Source organism: Vibrio profundi (genome assembly GCF_043642225.1).
Lineage (GTDB): Bacteria > Pseudomonadota > Gammaproteobacteria > Enterobacterales > Vibrionaceae > Vibrio > Vibrio profundi_A.
The window spans coordinates 195,642-211,993 of sequence record NZ_JBHZSF010000002.1 but is presented as its reverse complement, the minus strand read 5'-3'; the positions used below and the strand labels follow the sequence as shown (position 1 = coordinate 211,993).

At 43.2% G+C, this 16,352-nt stretch carries 13 protein-coding genes; 8 read left to right on the top strand and 5 right to left on the bottom strand.

Going from position 1 to position 16,352, the window contains the following annotated elements:
* Positions 1-123 precede the first annotated feature (123 nt).
* Positions 124-1,749, bottom strand: coding sequence for a methyl-accepting chemotaxis protein (locus tag ACHUFI_RS04445; protein WP_394247153.1), 1,626 nt, complete (start codon positions 1,747-1,749; stop codon positions 124-126).
* 284 nt (positions 1,750-2,033) lie between these two features.
* Between ACHUFI_RS04445 and queD the strand changes: the two genes are divergently transcribed.
* Positions 2,034-2,396: a 6-carboxytetrahydropterin synthase QueD gene (queD, locus tag ACHUFI_RS04440; protein ID WP_394247152.1), complete on the top strand. Its 363-nt coding sequence runs from the start codon at positions 2,034-2,036 to the stop codon at positions 2,394-2,396.
* A gap of 579 nt (positions 2,397-2,975) precedes the next feature.
* Positions 2,976-4,130, top strand: a complete 1,155-nt coding sequence (locus ACHUFI_RS04435; RefSeq protein WP_394247151.1) for an amino acid permease — start codon at positions 2,976-2,978, stop codon at positions 4,128-4,130.
* 70 nt (positions 4,131-4,200) lie between these two features.
* Here the strand turns inward: ACHUFI_RS04435 and ACHUFI_RS04430 are convergent, their stop codons facing one another.
* The 3 genes from ACHUFI_RS04430 to ACHUFI_RS04420 all read right to left on the bottom strand — a co-directional run bounded on the left by ACHUFI_RS04430 (position 4,201) and on the right by ACHUFI_RS04420 (position 7,845).
* The gene (locus tag ACHUFI_RS04430) at positions 4,201-5,562 is read right to left on the bottom strand and encodes an L-serine ammonia-lyase (protein WP_394247150.1); all 1,362 of its coding nucleotides are present in this window, start codon (positions 5,560-5,562) and stop codon (positions 4,201-4,203) included.
* A 120-nt stretch (positions 5,563-5,682) separates the two neighbouring features.
* Positions 5,683-6,936 carry an aromatic amino acid transport family protein gene (locus ACHUFI_RS04425; protein WP_394247149.1) on the bottom strand — a complete coding sequence of 418 codons (1,254 nt, stop codon included), beginning with the start codon at positions 6,934-6,936 and terminating at the stop codon, positions 5,683-5,685.
* 309 nt (positions 6,937-7,245) lie between these two features.
* Positions 7,246-7,845, bottom strand: coding sequence for a CoA pyrophosphatase (locus ACHUFI_RS04420; RefSeq protein ID WP_394247148.1), 600 nt, complete (start codon positions 7,843-7,845; stop codon positions 7,246-7,248).
* A 165-nt stretch (positions 7,846-8,010) separates the two neighbouring features.
* Between ACHUFI_RS04420 and ACHUFI_RS04415 the strand changes: the two genes are divergently transcribed.
* A complete protein-coding gene (locus ACHUFI_RS04415; RefSeq protein ID WP_394247147.1) occupies positions 8,011-8,550 on the top strand; it encodes a heme NO-binding domain-containing protein in 540 nt (179 codons plus the stop codon).
* A 5-nt stretch (positions 8,551-8,555) separates the two neighbouring features.
* Positions 8,556-10,259 carry an ATP-binding protein gene (locus ACHUFI_RS04410; RefSeq protein WP_394247146.1) on the top strand — a complete coding sequence of 568 codons (1,704 nt, stop codon included), beginning with the start codon at positions 8,556-8,558 and terminating at the stop codon, positions 10,257-10,259.
* A gap of 57 nt (positions 10,260-10,316) precedes the next feature.
* Here ACHUFI_RS04410 and pabB read toward each other — a convergent pair whose 3' ends face one another.
* Complete coding sequence (gene pabB, locus ACHUFI_RS04405; RefSeq protein WP_394247145.1) at positions 10,317-11,687, bottom strand: aminodeoxychorismate synthase component I; 1,371 nt, start codon at positions 11,685-11,687, stop codon at positions 10,317-10,319.
* 215 nt (positions 11,688-11,902) lie between these two features.
* On the opposite strand from pabB, the gene ACHUFI_RS04400 reads away from it, so the two are divergent.
* The 4 genes from ACHUFI_RS04400 to ACHUFI_RS04385 all read left to right on the top strand — a co-directional run bounded on the left by ACHUFI_RS04400 (position 11,903) and on the right by ACHUFI_RS04385 (position 16,278).
* Entirely contained in the window at positions 11,903-13,417 is a 1,515-nt protein-coding gene (locus ACHUFI_RS04400; protein ID WP_394247144.1) for a fumarate hydratase, read from the top strand.
* 132 nt (positions 13,418-13,549) lie between these two features.
* Complete coding sequence (locus tag ACHUFI_RS04395; protein ID WP_394247143.1) at positions 13,550-13,735, top strand: hypothetical protein; 186 nt, start codon at positions 13,550-13,552, stop codon at positions 13,733-13,735.
* 123 nt (positions 13,736-13,858) lie between these two features.
* Positions 13,859-15,232: a YcjX family GTP-binding protein gene (locus ACHUFI_RS04390; protein ID WP_394247142.1), complete on the top strand. Its 1,374-nt coding sequence runs from the start codon at positions 13,859-13,861 to the stop codon at positions 15,230-15,232.
* The gene (locus tag ACHUFI_RS04385) at positions 15,229-16,278 is read left to right on the top strand and encodes a YcjF family protein (protein ID WP_394247141.1); all 1,050 of its coding nucleotides are present in this window, start codon (positions 15,229-15,231) and stop codon (positions 16,276-16,278) included. Before ACHUFI_RS04390 ends, ACHUFI_RS04385 begins: the two co-directional genes overlap by 4 nt.
* The last annotated feature ends 74 nt before the right edge of the window (positions 16,279-16,352 follow it).

The following is a 16,352-nucleotide window of genomic DNA, read 5'->3' as shown; positions in this document are numbered from 1 at the left end:
AAATTTTTTAAATCAATGGAACATATTACCTGTCATACCGAGAGCTTCAACCTTTATTGTTGCATGGCTGAAGAAAAATTCAGCCGCCATAGAAGATTGGCTTCTTTCGGCTGAATTTTTGCTCTATTTCTTGTTGCTTTTTTGATCTTCAAGGGTGAATTGGTTAATCAAAAGCTCTAAATGTTCCGACAACTGCTCTAAGTCCGTGCTGATGTCTCGCGTTTCGCTCGCAGAGGCTGAAGTGTTATCTGCATGAGACGTGATGGTGTCGACCTTTGTTTGGACATCTTGGGTGGCTAGGGTCGTCGATTGAGTTTGGTTTTGAATATTTTGGGCGTGGGATAAGACTTGCTGCATTTCAGTTACCACATTTTCCATCTCAACAGACAGTTGCTCTATATCACTTGAGCTTTCGTGGGCATGGGCACAGACGGAGTCAACGGAATCTAATGATTCTTCACTGCCTTTTTGGAATTGTCCAATGATCGTCTCGATGTTGCCGGTTGCGTCCGACGTGCGAGAAGCTAAGTGTCGTACTTCGTCGGCGACGACCGCAAAACCACGGCCTTGTTCACCGGCTCTAGCGGCTTCAATTGCAGCATTGAGAGCCAGTAAATTGGTTTGCTCGGCAATTCCTCGGATCACGCCAAGAATGGAGGAAACTTCCCCAGTTTGCTGATTGAGTGTTGAAATCTTGTCTTTAACTTTCTCGATACTGCTTACTAGGTTCTTGATTTCATTGCTGGCGTTGTACGCTTGACCTGCGCTTTTTTTTGCCACATCTGCGGTATGCATGATCAGTTCAGACGCGGTGCTCGTCGCTTGTTCGACATCGATTTGCTGAGTTTGGATGACCTGTATATTGGATTGAACTTCACCGGTTTCATGTTGCTGGTTATTTGCAGCTTGCTCGGTAATTTGAGCGACAGAAGTAAGTTGATTCGCCGAGCTATTCAGAGAATGAGATGTTTCCTGAACCTTCGCTAAACTTTCTGAAACTGTATCCATGAATGAATTGATTGAACCCGATAATTGACCGACTTCATCATCATTGTGAACTGGCAAGCGTTCAGAAAGGTTTTTGTTTTGGCTAACTGACATCATGAACTTGGAGGTACGCTGGATTGGGCGAACTACGATTTTGCGGATTAACCCCATTGTCATCGAGAAACCAATGAACGAAATAAAAGCCATGATGGCTATTGCAGCCATCGCTTGCTTGCTGATCATGCTGTTTACGTGACTGAGGTTATACTCTAAACGAATGGCGCCAAGTACTTCACCTTCCTGTGCCATGTGACAGGAGACACAATTGGTTCCTCGGTAGTTCTCACTAGACTTCATCGGTAAGGCAACGACAATTCCTTTGCCCCAATCCGATTCTATCGACTCAATAATGGTTTCACCTGCCAGTGCGCGGCGGTCTATTTCGTCAAGTGGCTGCTGGTTGTCTTGACCGGGACCGTACAGTTTGCTCACGGCGTCAGCTCTTAATACGCGTACTTGCTCAATACCGTCTTGAGCTAACGCTTTCTGGCGTAGCGTTTCTTTCTGAGCCATGGTGCCGGTCAGCATCATCATGTTAAGACTATCGAAGTAGTTGCTAGCTTTATCATGGAGCTGTTCACTAAGAACAGAATTTACCAATTGTTTTTGCTGGTAGTACTGATAGTAGGTAGAGATAGCGAGTACGAAGGTAAATACAGTGACGAGAGCCACTAGTAGTTTGGACGTAATAGTTGAGCGCATAATTATATTTTTATTGTGTTTAATAGACGACGCTAATTTAACGTTTGCGCTCACTACTACCAAAGGGGTGTGTTAATAATTGTGACCATGGGCAGAGTGTGGTTATGTAAATGTGATGTAGCCAGTTTGTATGCAACATATTGACGTTTGGGGTGTCAATATTTTACCGTTTAAAGTTTGGTTATTTGGGTGCGTATCACAGGGTGGAGACCATTTATAAACCTTGTAGTAGCGCTCACTTTTACGTAGTATTGCGTGTCATTTTTTTAAGCTTGAGATACAAGATGAGAACAGAGTTATACAAAGAGTTTATGTTTGAAGCCGCGCACCACTTACCACATGTGCCTGAAGGCCATAAGTGTGGTCGCCTACATGGACACTCTTTTCTTGTGCGCTTATATGTTGAAGGTGAAGTGGATCCACATACAGGGTGGGTGATTGATTTCTCTGAAATCAAAGCCGCATTTAAACCAATTTACGATCGTTTAGATCATTACTACTTGAACGATATTGAAGGCCTTGAAAATCCAACAAGTGAAGTTCTGGCAAAATGGATTTGGAACGAACTTAAGCCATCGCTTCCATTACTGAGCAAAGTAGAGATCAAAGAAACCTGTACTGCGGGTTGTGTCTATCGAGGCGAGTAATTGCCTTGAAAGAAAAAGCGCTGATAGTCAGCGCTTTTTTTGTGCCTGTATATTTGTTGTCTATATGCAATTAACATCAATGTTGAGGTTGAATTCATGAACTGTATTGTTTGTTCCGCGTATTCGTTAGCAAGTATCAATAAAAAATAATTATTCATAAAATTGTATGAATAATCGACCAGAACCCATTGCATTCACTCTCTTGTTGGTTAAGATGAATTGGCCTCAAGACCGAGGCAGCTTAGCTAAAGGATTCGCTAGTCGTAACTAAAATGGAATGTGACTATCTGGACACATACATGACTTTCAAAATTACTGATCCAATTATTGAACCTACGGAAGGTTCGCCCCATCTTGCTTGCATCTCTACTCTTATCCACTCTGTTTTTCAGTTTACTTTGCTACTCCCTGCATTCTTGCGCCATAACTTCGCTTCAACCCGCTATTTCTCTTTTCGATTCGGCTTTAAACGACACGTCAGTTATCGTTCCTATCCTAGTTTTTCATATTGAACTTTAGTGAATTTCACTTGCTGTGAATCTTCATATTTCTAATCCATAAAAATTTAAGTTGTAAAAAATGAATACTAAGATGATAGGGAGCTCCCTAATTATTTCTGGCACCGCTCTGGGTGCTGGAATGCTTGCAATACCAATGGTTTTGGCTCAATTCGGTTTGCTATATGGCTCGTTGTTGATGGTTCTGATTTGTTTCGGTACTACATATGCGGCTTTACTTCTTCTCGAAGCAACAATTAAGTCGGATGGCGGCTTAGGATTAAATTCTATTTCTCGAAAAATTCTTGGGAAAGGCGGTCAGCTACTGACCAATGGCTTGCTTTATGCTTTGCTAATATGCTTATTAATGGCTTACATTCTAGGGGCAGGGGATTTAGTAAATAAGCTCGCGCTGAATGTTGGGATTGAATTGACTCCCCAAGCAAGTCAAATCGGCTTTACCTTGAGCGCGGGTGCTATTGTCGCGGCAGGAACTGGTGTCGTAGATAAACTAAACCGTTTACTCTTCTTTGTCATGCTCGTCAGCTTAGTTATGACTTTGATGTTTCTTGCGCCAGATATGTCGCTAGAGAATATGAATCAAGTAACCAACAACGATCACGTTGAACTGATTAAAACCAGCGCTATCTTATTTACCAGCTTTGGGTTCATGGTCGTTATCCCGTCCTTGGTGCACTACAATCATGAAGCAACGGATAAGCAACTGAGAAATATGGTTATTGTCGGTTCCATTATTCCGTTGGTATGTTACTTACTATGGTTATTCGCGGTAGTAGGGAACTTACAGCCAGACCAAATCCGCAGCTTTACCAATGTTTCGGATCTCATGGCAGTATTTGAAGAACGTGCCCCTTGGATTGGGAATGTGCTCACTATATTTACTGGCCTCGCACTACTTACCTCTTTCTTCGGCGTAGCGATGGCGCTCTTTAACCAAAACAAAGATGCATTTAGGCAGAACCGATTCGTGACTTATATCATCAGCTTTATATTGCCATTGGTGGGATCCTTGCTAGCAGCGGATAAGTTCCTATCGGTATTAAGCTATGCGGGTATTATCCTGGTGTTCTTGGCCGTGTTCATTCCACTTGTGATGGTTTATAAGCTGAGGTTCATGAAAGAGGGTGTTGGCCGATACCAAGCGGAAGGTGGGGACGTGATGTTGGTTTCTTCACTTGTCTTTGGCTGTTTCCTGCTTATTTCTCAAGTTATTTAGTGAAACAAGTTCGATAGATACAAAAAAGGAACGCTTAGGCGTTCCTTTTATCATTTGGCTTGGTGATTAATTAGCAAACCACTTTGATTGCCAAACCACCTTGAGAGGTTTCACGGTATTTCGCGTTCATGTCTTTACCGGTTTCTAGCATGGTTTCGATAACCTTATCTAGAGAAACAGTAGGAGCAGATGAACGACGTAGAGCCATACGAGTCGAGTTGATTGCTTTTACAGCAGCAATACCGTTACGCTCGATACATGGAACTTGTACTTGGCCTGCAACTGGATCACACGTTAGACCTAGGTTGTGTTCCATCGCGATTTCAGCAGCCATGCATACTTGCTCTGGGCTACCACCCATAAGCTCTGCAAGGCCAGCTGCAGCCATAGAACATGCCACACCAACTTCACCCTGACAGCCAACTTCAGCACCAGAGATAGAAGCGTTACGCTTGTATAGACCACCGATCGCGCCAGAAGCTGCGAAGTAACGGATGTAGTCTTTCTCAGTTACGGTTTGGATAAACTTATCGTAGTAAGCCAGTACAGCTGGGATGATGCCACACGCGCCATTTGTTGGAGCCGTTACTACACGACCGCCGGCAGCGTTTTCTTCATTAACCGCAAACGCAAACATGTTCACCCAGTCGACAACCGTCATTGGATCATTAGTCGTCTTTTCTGACGTCATTAACTGTTGACGCAGTGCTGCTGCACGACGAGGTACACGCAGTGGGCCAGGCAGAATACCTTCAGTATTCATACCGCGATCCATACACTCACGCATCGTTTTCCAGATGTTTGCGAAGTAAGTACGAGATTCTTCGTCTGAGTGGAAAGCCGCTTGGTTTTTCATAACCAGTGTACTGATAGAAAGGCCGCTTTCTTTACACTGATTAACCAACTCTTCAGCTGTAGTAAATTCGTAAGGTGCTTTGATTGGGTTTTCTTCTTCTTTGCCGAAGTTCTCTTCGTCAACGATGAAACCACCGCCAATCGAGTAATAAGTTTTTGAGTAAGACACTTCATCGCCAACCCAAGCATGGATACTCATGCCATTTTCGTGTAGCGAAAGGTTGGTTTTGTGGAAGTTCATTCCCCCTTCTTTAGGGAACGAAACCGTATGACAGTGCATACCAACAGGAAGGCGCTCAGTTTCTTCTACTCGAGCGATAAAGCCCGGAATTGAGTCGATATCTACTTTCTCAGGAGTATTGCCAGCAAGACCCATGATAATTGCGATATCTGTGTGGTGACCTTTCCCTGTCAGTGATAGTGATCCATATACGTCCACGGTGATTTTAGTGATGTCGCGCAATTTTCCCATTGAACGAAGATCATCAATAAATTCTTTACCCGCTTTCATTGGTCCAACTGTGTGTGAGCTCGATGGACCAACACCGATTTTATAGATATCAAATACACTAATCATAGCGATTACCTCAAAAAGAGAGCCTCCCAAGGGGAGTAGGGAGGCTCATTTATTATCATTATATTTTGTGTTTAATCTTGCGATATAAGATGAAAGGCATCTTATAAAATCCGCTGAAGATTAAAGAGCGCCGTAGATTACAGAACTAATAGCCGCTAGACCACATAAAGCTGTAAAGATTTGTACAGGTGCTGAAGTTTTGTACTTAGCCATTGCTGGTACTTTTTGCATCGCGAATACAGGCATTAGGAACAAGATAGCTGCAATCATTGGAGCACCCATTGTTTCAATCATACCTAGGATGCTTGGGTTAACTACCGCAACAATCCAAGTTGTTACAACGATGAATGCTAAAGACATCTTTTCGATCTTGCTTACTGAAGTTCCAGAGCGAGATTTGATTAGGCCAACTAGACCTTCGTGAGCACCTAGGAAGTGACCGAAGTAGCTTGAAGTAATCGCTGCGAACGCTACTAGAGGACCCATGTAAGAAATAAGTGGAGACTCATGTACGTTTGCTAGGTAAGAAAGAACAGAGATGTTCTGTGTTTGTGCTGTTGCTAGTTGCTCTGGAGATAGAGAAAGAACTACAGAGAATACGAAGAACATTACAAAACCCATCAGCATCATTGCTGCGCCGCCAGTGATAGCGTCAGTTTTCTTAACTGCGTTTTCACCGTATACACGACGTTGTTCTTTAGAGAACTGTGAAATGATTGGGCTGTGGTTGAAAGAGAACACGATGATTGGAATAGCAAGCCAGATAATAGAAGGCATTGTTGACCATTCTGGGCTTACATCCATCATTGAAGTGTTCCAGTCAGGAACTAGGTAGAAAGATAGTGCTAGTAGGATGAATACTAGTGGGTAAACCATCGCTGAAGTTGCTTTAAGCATCAGCTCTTTACCGAATACAACACCTGCTGTCATAGCAAGGATAAGTGCACCAGAAAGGAGAGGACGTGGAATAGATTCCATACCCATTTGGTTTATTAGGAAAGAGTCAACTGTGTTTGTGATACCAACACCGTAGATAAGAACGATCGGGTAGATAGCGAAAAAGTAAGCAAAAGTAATAATGTTTGCGCCAGTCTTACCGAAGTGCTCTTCAACTGTGTCTGTAATATCAGCTTCAGGGTTTTTAGCAGATAGTACGAAACGAGCTAGAGATTTGTGTGCGAACCAAGTCATTGGTGCCGCGATTAGAGCTAGGATAACTAATGGCCAAAAACCACCCGCACCAGCTTTGATTGGAAGAAATAGTACGCCAGCACCAACTGCTGTACCGAATAGTGATAAACACCAGGTAAAATCTTTATAGTTAAACTTGCTTGAATCTTTAACGGCATTTGCCGAAGAAGTTGTTGTGTTCATGTTAAATTACTCATTTTTTGGGAACAGGAAATAAGTCGAGGTCTATTTTGCAGGATTTTATGTTGGCGAAAATAGATCTAAATCATGTAATTAAACGGCGGTGTATATGATATTTCAAAAACAGATTTTTGATCACGAAAATGATGTGCCACAGGTGATTTCTAATAATGTTTCGGATTAGTTTTTTTAATGTCTTAGATTAAATAAACTAGTTTCATATTAGGGAATCGTTTGCGTTTTTTTGCATTAATTTATCTGTTTTATAGTATGGGTGGTGGTTGTGTCGGAGGAGTTATTTGGTTGTGATAATTATGCTGTAGATTTGGTGATTTGCTGTTGCAGTGACTGGATGATCTGAGCCGTCATCCCCCAAATTAGGTGTTCGTTAAAAGGAATAGCAAATACGCGATGTTGAAATTCTTTGAATTTAAACATTTGGCTAAACAGCTTGTTTTTATCTAATACATGTTCAGCGGGTACTTCGAAAATGGATTCGACTTCGTTTCTGTCTATGGAGGCGCGGTAAGATGGGTCGATCAAGGCGACAACCGGAGTTACTGAAAAATTGCTTACAGTGTGGATTTCAGGAAGCTGTCCCACAATATCGACTTGGTAAGGAAAAATTCCCACTTCCTCCTCGAGTTCTCTCAAAGCTGTATATTGCAGTGAAATATCACTTGGCTCGTATTTGCCTCCGGGAAAACTTACTTGCCCTGGATGGTGTTTAAGGTGCTCTGCGCGCTTGGTAAAAATAATCTGTAAGCCATCAGTTCTTTCCACTAATCCAATCAATACCGCTGCTTTTCTTAGTTGCTCAGTATCAAGGTGGGCCACTCTTTGCATAGACTCAGGATGATAAGCAATAGTATTTTTCAATTGGAAGCTTTGTAGAAAGTCTTGTTTGTTCATACGGCCACTATTCTATTTATTCTTGTTAGAGGTTACTACGTTAATGGTATGTTAAATGAGATGATGGTTTAATTGTAGATTAGAATAAAAAAACAGCCACCAAGTATTTGAAAATATAGAAAACTTAGCTCATTCTTAAACAGCAATGTAGAGAGGGTAATGCACATGAAAGGAATCATATTTACTGAATTTCTAGAATTGGTCGAAGCGAAGTTTGGGCTAGAAATGCTCAACGAAGTTCTTGAACTGTCGGACGACCAAGGGGTGTACACATCAGTTGGTAGTTACGATCACCGTAATTTGGTCAAACTGATTGTCAATTTGAGTAAAAAGACCAACATCGACCCAGCCACGTTGCAAAGCGTATTTGGTGAAGCGGTCTTCAAAAACTTACTTGCCTCTTTACCAGACCAAGCGGGAATTAAAGATAGTAATAATACTTTTCAGTTTGTACGGCATGTAGAAGAGTACATTCATGTTGAGGTGAAAAAGCTTTACCCTGACGCACAACCGCCCGCGTTTGACTTTTTATCTCAAGACGAAGTGAACTTAGAATTCGATTATAAGAGTGCTCGATGCATGTCACACGTGTGTCTTGGGTTACTTGAAGGGTGCGCCAGTTACTTTGGCGAACGCCTTAATATAACAATGACCCCTCAAAATGATGATGAAAGCGTTGTCCGATTTCATCTTAAATTAGTGTAAATATTATGTCGTTAGTCACCGCATTAGAGCAAAAAATTAGCAGAGAAATCGCTGCTCGCAAAGAAGCTGAACGGCTTTTAGAACAAAAAAGTTTAGAGTTGTTCGAAGCGAATCAAACGTTGGAAGTGGCGCATAAACAGTTAGAGAAAAGCTCAAAAGAAAATATTAAGCGCATAGAGTTTCAAGAACAAATCGATATCCTATTGATTGATTTTGGTGGCGCTTTTTTGAGGGATTCTATCGACGAGGTTTTGCTTACTAACCTCACTAAGCAAGTCACCAACAGTTATTTTATTGAATCTAGTCGCTTAACTCTTGAACCGGGACTGTTACCTGAACTAAGTAAATCGGCATTTGGCGACCTTTCTTTGACCGATGATCTTCCATCGGGCCTAAAACCTGTGTGGCATGGCGATTTACTTCATATGGCGCTCGTTGTGGAACGTAAGGTTGTCGGGGCATTGAGTTTTAGCGTAAACCTTTCAGGGTGGCAAAAAGATAAAGAGCTCATTGAGAGTCAGCTATCTTTGGTGGCGGATTTGATTTGTGGCGCTATCACGCATCAGCTATCAAGAAATCGCAATAATGAATCCCGCCGTCGTGCAGAAGAGTCCGAACGTTCTACACGAGAATTTGTTGCCATGATTAACCATGAGTTAAGAACGCCACTCAATGGTTTATTAGGTAGTGCAGAGCTTCTCAACGATACAGAGTTGACTAGTGGCCAAAGGGAAATGGTCGGGAATTTAACTCAATCAGGTGAACTTTTACGCGTCATCATTAACGATTTGCTCGACTACAGCAAAATGAATGCAGGAATGCTTGAGCTGATAGAAAGTAAATTTCCGCTCGCGAATTTACGAAATACATTGAATGGCATATTTGTTAACCAAGCATCTGAAAAAAGAATTGGTTTCTCGATTCATGTTGAGGATGACGTCCCTCAGTATTTCTTAGGCGACTTGGAAAGGGTCACTCAGATCTTTGTGAATTTGATAGGTAATGCGATTAAGTTTACTGAAGATGGCGAAGTGAAAGCCGTGATGCGTTGGCAGTTCGGTGTACTAAAATGTGTGGTTGAAGATACCGGTATAGGGATCCCAGACAACAGTATTCAGAAGTTGTTTTTGCCGTTTACTCAATTGGATCGTTCCAGCAGCCGAAACTATGAAGGGACAGGCTTAGGCTTAGCCATATGTAAGCAATTAGTAGAGTTGATGGACGGATCCATTTCGGTGCAAAGTGAAATCGGTAAAGGAACTCGATTTTCCATTGATTTACCGCTAAAAGAACTCAGTGAAGAGCGGGTGAATGCCAATGTACAAGATGACACCATGTCTGAAGTCGGGTTGTCGCTGTTGCAGGTTCTAGTAGTAGACGATATCAAGATGAACCAAATCATCATTCAGCAGATGTTAGGAAAAATAGATATCACCCCAGAATGTGCAGAAAATGGCATTGAAGGTATGAAGCTCGCGACCGAACATTATTATGACATCGTCTTTATGGATTGCAGAATGCCAATGATGGACGGTTTTGAAGCGACGCAACGGCTACGAGAGCAGGGCTATGAACGCCCTATCATCGCGTTAACGGCTGGTACAACCATTGAAGAGCGTGAAAAGTGTATGGAATCAGGAATGGACGACATCCTTAGTAAACCATATACGGCAGACGACTTGAGGGATATGTTGAAGAAATGGAGGTAGAATATGCTTACCCCTGAAAGGCTATTTCGAAGTCATATTTGAGCTCAATCGCCGCGACTAGCAGCGATTGAGAACAGGCAAAATTCGGCTCAGTTTGTCTAACGTTTCTTGATACTCAGCATCACACTGACTATCTGCTACCACTCCACCACCAGCCCAAGCATAAAGGTGCTGATTTTCTGCGACCAAAGTACGGATAGTGATACTCGTATCCATTCGACCATTTCGGCTAATGTAGCCAATACTTCCACAATAGGCTGAACGTCGGTGCGGTTCCAACTCTTCAATGATTTCCATTGCTCTGACTTTAGGCGCTCCTGTAATAGACCCGCCAGGAAAGCATGCTCGAAGTAGGTCATTGGCATTGAATTGGTCATCAAGCTCAGCGCGGATGGTACTTACTAAATGGTGTACTGCAGGGAAACTTTCGATATCGAAAAGTAGAGGTACGCTAACGGTTCCAGGTTTAGCCACTCGCCCAATGTCATTACGTAGTAAGTCCACAATCATTAAATTCTCAGCTTGGTCTTTCTCTGCTGAAGCAAGATCAGCGGCGTTAGCGAGATCGATTTGTGGATCCTCTGAACGAGGGCGGGTTCCTTTGATTGGTTTGGTTTCAATTGTCGTGTTATTCAGTTCGAGAAAACGTTCAGGGGAAATACTTAAAATCGCAGAGTCTTTCATTCGGATGAACGCAGAGAAAGGCGCTGAATTGTGCTTCTCAAGCTCTTCGTAGGCGTGCCATTCACTTCCTATATATGAAGCTTTGAAACGTTGGGCAAGGTTGATCTGATAACAGTCACCCGATAGCAGGTATTCTTGAACCTTTTGAAACTTGTCCGCATACGCTTGCTCGGACATATTTGAAGCCCACTCACTAGTTAGTTTAAAACTTTCTTTAGTCGAGTGAGAGTGTTCAATGAGCCATGACCAATGAGCATCAATGTTGCAGCCAACGACACATGCACTTTTCAGTTTATGATCGACAATTACCGCCCACTCATAAAGCCCAACGGCCATGTCAGGCGCAGCAATGTCTTGCTTGGCTAAGTCCGGCAGTGTTTCGACTTGGCGACCTAAATCATAACTAAAATAGCCAAGCGCACCTCCAATAAACGGTAGGTCTGGGTACGCAGGAATATTAGGCAATAAAGATTGTTGGTAGTCATTCAAAATGGTGAACGGGTCACCTTCTAACTCTTCGATAACGTCATTAACATTTACTCGAATCATTGAACCCGTGGTTTCGAAAGTGGCGATGGGTTGAGCAACCAAAATGTCAAAGCGGCTATCAACGTGGCTTTCAGATGCAGAGCGTAATAGCATAGCCCACGGTTGACTTTCGATTGCTGAAAACAGCTGTTTAGCAAGGTTTGGTTGATAATCGAGCGGCTTTAGTTTGACAGAGTGTAATTCGTTGTTATTCATTTGTTTAATTTGTGACAAAGAGTTCGATCACTGAATGGCTTGTATGAGAAAGCAAGAGTATCATAATTTCAAAATAAAGTGAGTTCTTGATTTCCGCCGGATAACGCTATGCTTGTTTGTAAGCCCTTACGATCAAGTAATAGCAAATAAGCTCAATAATAGCGGCAAGGAAAGTGAGCTGACAATGGAAGCAGAACTATAAAAAGAGGCATGCAATGACGGTTATTCGTAAGCAAGATGTGATCAGCAGTGTCGCTGACGCACTTCAGTACATTTCTTATTATCACCCTTTAGACTTTGTCCAAGCCCTAGAAAAAGCGTACGAGAAAGAAGAGAGCCAAGCTGCAAAAGATGCTATCGCTCAGATTCTGATTAACTCGCGTATGTCTGCGGAAGGTCACCGTCCTATCTGTCAGGATACAGGTATCGTTACTTGTTTCGTTAACATTGGTATGGATGTGAAGTGGGAAACGGATCTAACAGTACAACAAATGGTTGATGAAGGCGTTCGTCAAGCTTACAACAACCCAGATAACCCACTGCGTGCATCTGTCCTAATGGACCCTGCAGGTAAGCGTATTAATACTAAAGACAACACGCCGGCGGTTGTTCACATTAATATGGTTCCGGGTAACAAAGTTGAAATTCAAATCGCAGCAAAAGGCGGCGGTTCAGAGAACAAAACTAAGATGGTGATGCTAAACCCTTCTGACGATATTGCAGAGTGGGTAGAAAAGACACTACCAACGATGGGCGCAGGTTGGTGTCCACCGGGAATGCTAGGTATAGGTATTGGTGGTACTGCTGAGAAAGCAGCGGTATTGGCGAAAGAATCGTTGATGGAACACATCGATATCCAAGAGCTTATCGAGAAAGGCCCTGAGAATGCAGAAGAAGAGCTTCGTCTAGATATCTTTAACCGCGTAAACAAGCTAGGTATTGGTGCACAAGGCCTTGGCGGTCTAACTACGGTTGTTGATGTGAAAATCAAAACAGCGCCAACACACGCTGCTTCTAAACCAGTATGTTTAATCCCTAACTGTGCAGCAACGCGTCATGTTCACTTCACATTAGACGGCAGCGGTCCTGCAGAACTAACGCCACCTAAACTAGAAGAGTGGCCAGACATCACTTGGGAAGCGGGTGCAAATACACGCCGCGTGAACCTTGATGAAGTCACTAAAGGAGATGTGCAAGAGTGGAAGACCGGTGAGACGGTTCTACTATCAGGTAAAATTCTGACTGGCCGTGATGCGGCACATAAGCGTATTCAAGGCATGCTAGAGAATGGCGACGGTCTACCTGAAGGTGTCGACTTTAAAGGCAAGTTCATCTACTACGTCGGCCCTGTTGATGCAGTAGGCGATGAAGCGGTAGGCCCTGCAGGCCCAACGACGTCAACGCGTATGGATAAGTTCACCGACATGATGCTAAACGAAACAGGCATTATGGGCATGATCGGCAAAGCAGAGCGTGGCCCAGCAACGGTAGAATCAATCAAAGAACACAAAGCGGTGTACTTGATGGCGGTAGGCGGTGCTGCATACCTTGTAGCGAAAGCGATCAAGAAAGCTCGCGTTGTAGCGTTTGAAGATCTGGGTATGGAAGCGATTTACGAATTTGAAGTTGAAGACATGCCTGTAACGGTAGCAGTCGATTCAACGGGCGCAAATGCTCACCAAATCGGTCCAGATACATGGAAAGTGAAAATTGCCGAAGCAGAGAAATAGTCGATTCTTGACTAGATAGCGGTAATTGTCACAAATGTAGAATGAAATCTAAGTTCAGGGTAGCAATTGCTACCCTTTTTTCTATTTATCAATGATATAGTGATCGCATAACTAATCGCACAGGAGAGCGCTATGCCTCGTTTCATCCAAATTCTACAGATCATTCTAGCGGTAGTGATTGGCGGATTTATTGGTTACGACTTGATCCTTCACGGTATCAGTATATTTGATGAGAAGTACGTAACCATTACTTGTGTACTTTGGGTCTTTGCTGAACTTCTATTGTTCATCATCTACAAGCTTATTGAAGACGATTAAAATAGCTTGGAATGAAAACGAACATAAACCCCTGAATGCTTAATGGATTCAGGGGTTTTTTGTTCATCTAGTATTAATATTGAAAATTGCATAATCTGGAGAAAATGAAGTGAGGTTTATTGAATGAAGAAAATTACTCAGGAAGTGAATGATTTTATTAACAGAGGCATGGATTCCCATATAAGGGTCGCTGTGACGGGGTTGTCACGCGCCGGTAAAACTGCCTTCATTACTTCTCTCGTCAATCAGCTATTGCACACTTCGACGCACAGTAATTTACCTCTACTTTCTTCCGCTCGAGATGGGCGCATTATCGGCGCTAAGCGTGTACCACAATCCAATATGATGGTGCCTCGTTTCTCTTACGATCAAGCCATGGAATCACTTGAATCAACGCCACCGCAATGGCCGGTTCCTACTCGTGATGTGAGTGAAATCCGTTTAGCCATTAAGTATAAGCCAGCCAAAGGTGCGAAGAAGCTGTTGTCAAAAAGTAGCACGCTTAACGTAGATATCATTGATTATCCGGGCGAGTGGTTATTGGACTTGCCTTTATTGGATATGGATTATCAAACTTGGAGTCAAAGCCAGTTCGATGCATTAAAAGGTAAGAGAAAACAGCTGGCTGAACATTGGTTAGGGGAACTTGAATCGTTTGATGCAAGTAACGAGTTGGATGAGAAAAAGCTGGCTGAGATCTCTGAAATATACACGGACTACTTACATAAGTGTAAAAGTGACGGACTGCATTGGGTTCAGCCTGGACGATTTGTATTGCCTGGCGAACTTTCAGGGGCTCCCGTTTTACAGTTTTTCCCGTGTGTTACTGAGAACGAAAATGTAGGCAAAACATCCAATTACGCCATGCTGAAAAAGCGTTACGAAGAATATCAGCAGAAAGTGGTTAAAGCGTTTTACAAGAATCACTTTTCGACCTTTGACCGCCAAATTGTATTGGTGGATTGCTTGCAGCCGCTCAACGCTGGTTATGAGTCGTTTTATGATATGCGAGGGGCGTTAGAGCAACTTATGAAAAGCTTTAAGTATGGGCGCAGTAATGTTCTTAAGCGCTTGTTCGCACCAAAGATTGATAAGATTTTGTTTGCGGCGACCAAGGCGGACCATGTCACCCCTGAACAGCACCCCAATTTGGCTTCTTTGCTGCAACAAATGGTTCACCCAGCGTGGCAACATGCTGCATTTGAGCATATCGATATGAGTTGCATGACCATCGCATCGATTCAATCCACGACTTCGGGTTTTATCTCAACTGGCGAGACTAGCGTGCCAGCGTTGCAAGGAACGACGTTAGAGGGAAGCCCACAAACTATGTTCCCTGGCGAGGTCCCTAAAAAGGTGCCGTTAGAAGGGTATTGGGACGATAAAGGGTTTGATTTTACGGCTTTTCGTCCTTTTCCTGTCGAAAGCGATCAGCCTTGCCGTCACATTCGCCTGGATAAAGCGTTGGAATATCTAATCGGAGACAAACTGAAATGAGTGAATTTAGCAAAGGCTCAGAGCTGAAGCATAAGCAAATCTTCGAGCAAGACCTTAATTCAAATAATGAACAAGCACAGCCAGAACTCACGGCTCAAATGCACTTTTCGGAGCAGGAAAGCTTTGTTCCTGTTGCTATTGAAGAACCAGAGCTAGATGAAACAGAGGAACAATTGGAACAAGTCATTCGCCCAGCAAAAGGAAAGAGGTGGCTCGCCACAGGGCTGATCGCTAGCTTTTCTGGTTTGGTTGCATGGCAAGCTATAGATTCAGTCGTTACTGCTATTGCAGGTTCAGACTGGTTGGCGCTTGGGTGGGCTGGGTTTATCGCGACGATTGCATCATTAGGCCTAGGAGCAGTAGGAAAAGAACTTTGGAAACTTCGAAGCCTTAGAAATCACTTTAGTGTTCAGGAGCAAAGTGAGGCTTTAATTAGCAGTGATAGCGTTGGTAAGGGTAAAGCATTCTGCGTAGCGATTGCTAAGCAAAGTGGAGTAAAAGAAGAAAGCCCGGCGTATGACAAATGGCTAAACAGCATCAACCCAGCACACAGTGATGCTGAAGTACTCGATATGTATGATGCGCTAGTTGTGTCGGAACAGGATTCTCTGGCTACTAAAGTTGTGTCTCAGTATGCGACTGAATCAGCGGCATTAGTCGCAGTAAGTCCGCTAGCTGCGGCAGATATGTTGCTGGTGGCATGGCGAAATTTCAAAATGATCGATCGTCTTTCTGATATCTACGGCGTCGAGCTTGGATATTGGTCACGCTTGAAATTGTTCAAACTTGTTTTAATTAACATGGCAGCCGCAGGGGCGAGTGAGCTAGCCGTGGATGCAAGTATGGATTTGATGTCTATGGACCTTGCGGGGAAGGTTTCCGCACGGGCAGGGCAAGGGCTAGGTGTTGGTATATTAACCGCCCGCTTAGGTATCAAGGCGATGTCTTTATTACGTCCAATCCCTTGGAAACAAGAAAGGGCGATACGACTTAGCTCAATTCGTAAGCAAATAGTCGCAAAGGTTGCGCAAATTACTCTTAAATAGAAGTAACACACATTACAGAGCTTGACGGGTCATATTGCTATACTACAAACTAGTGTCAACTTTTCCTGACACCT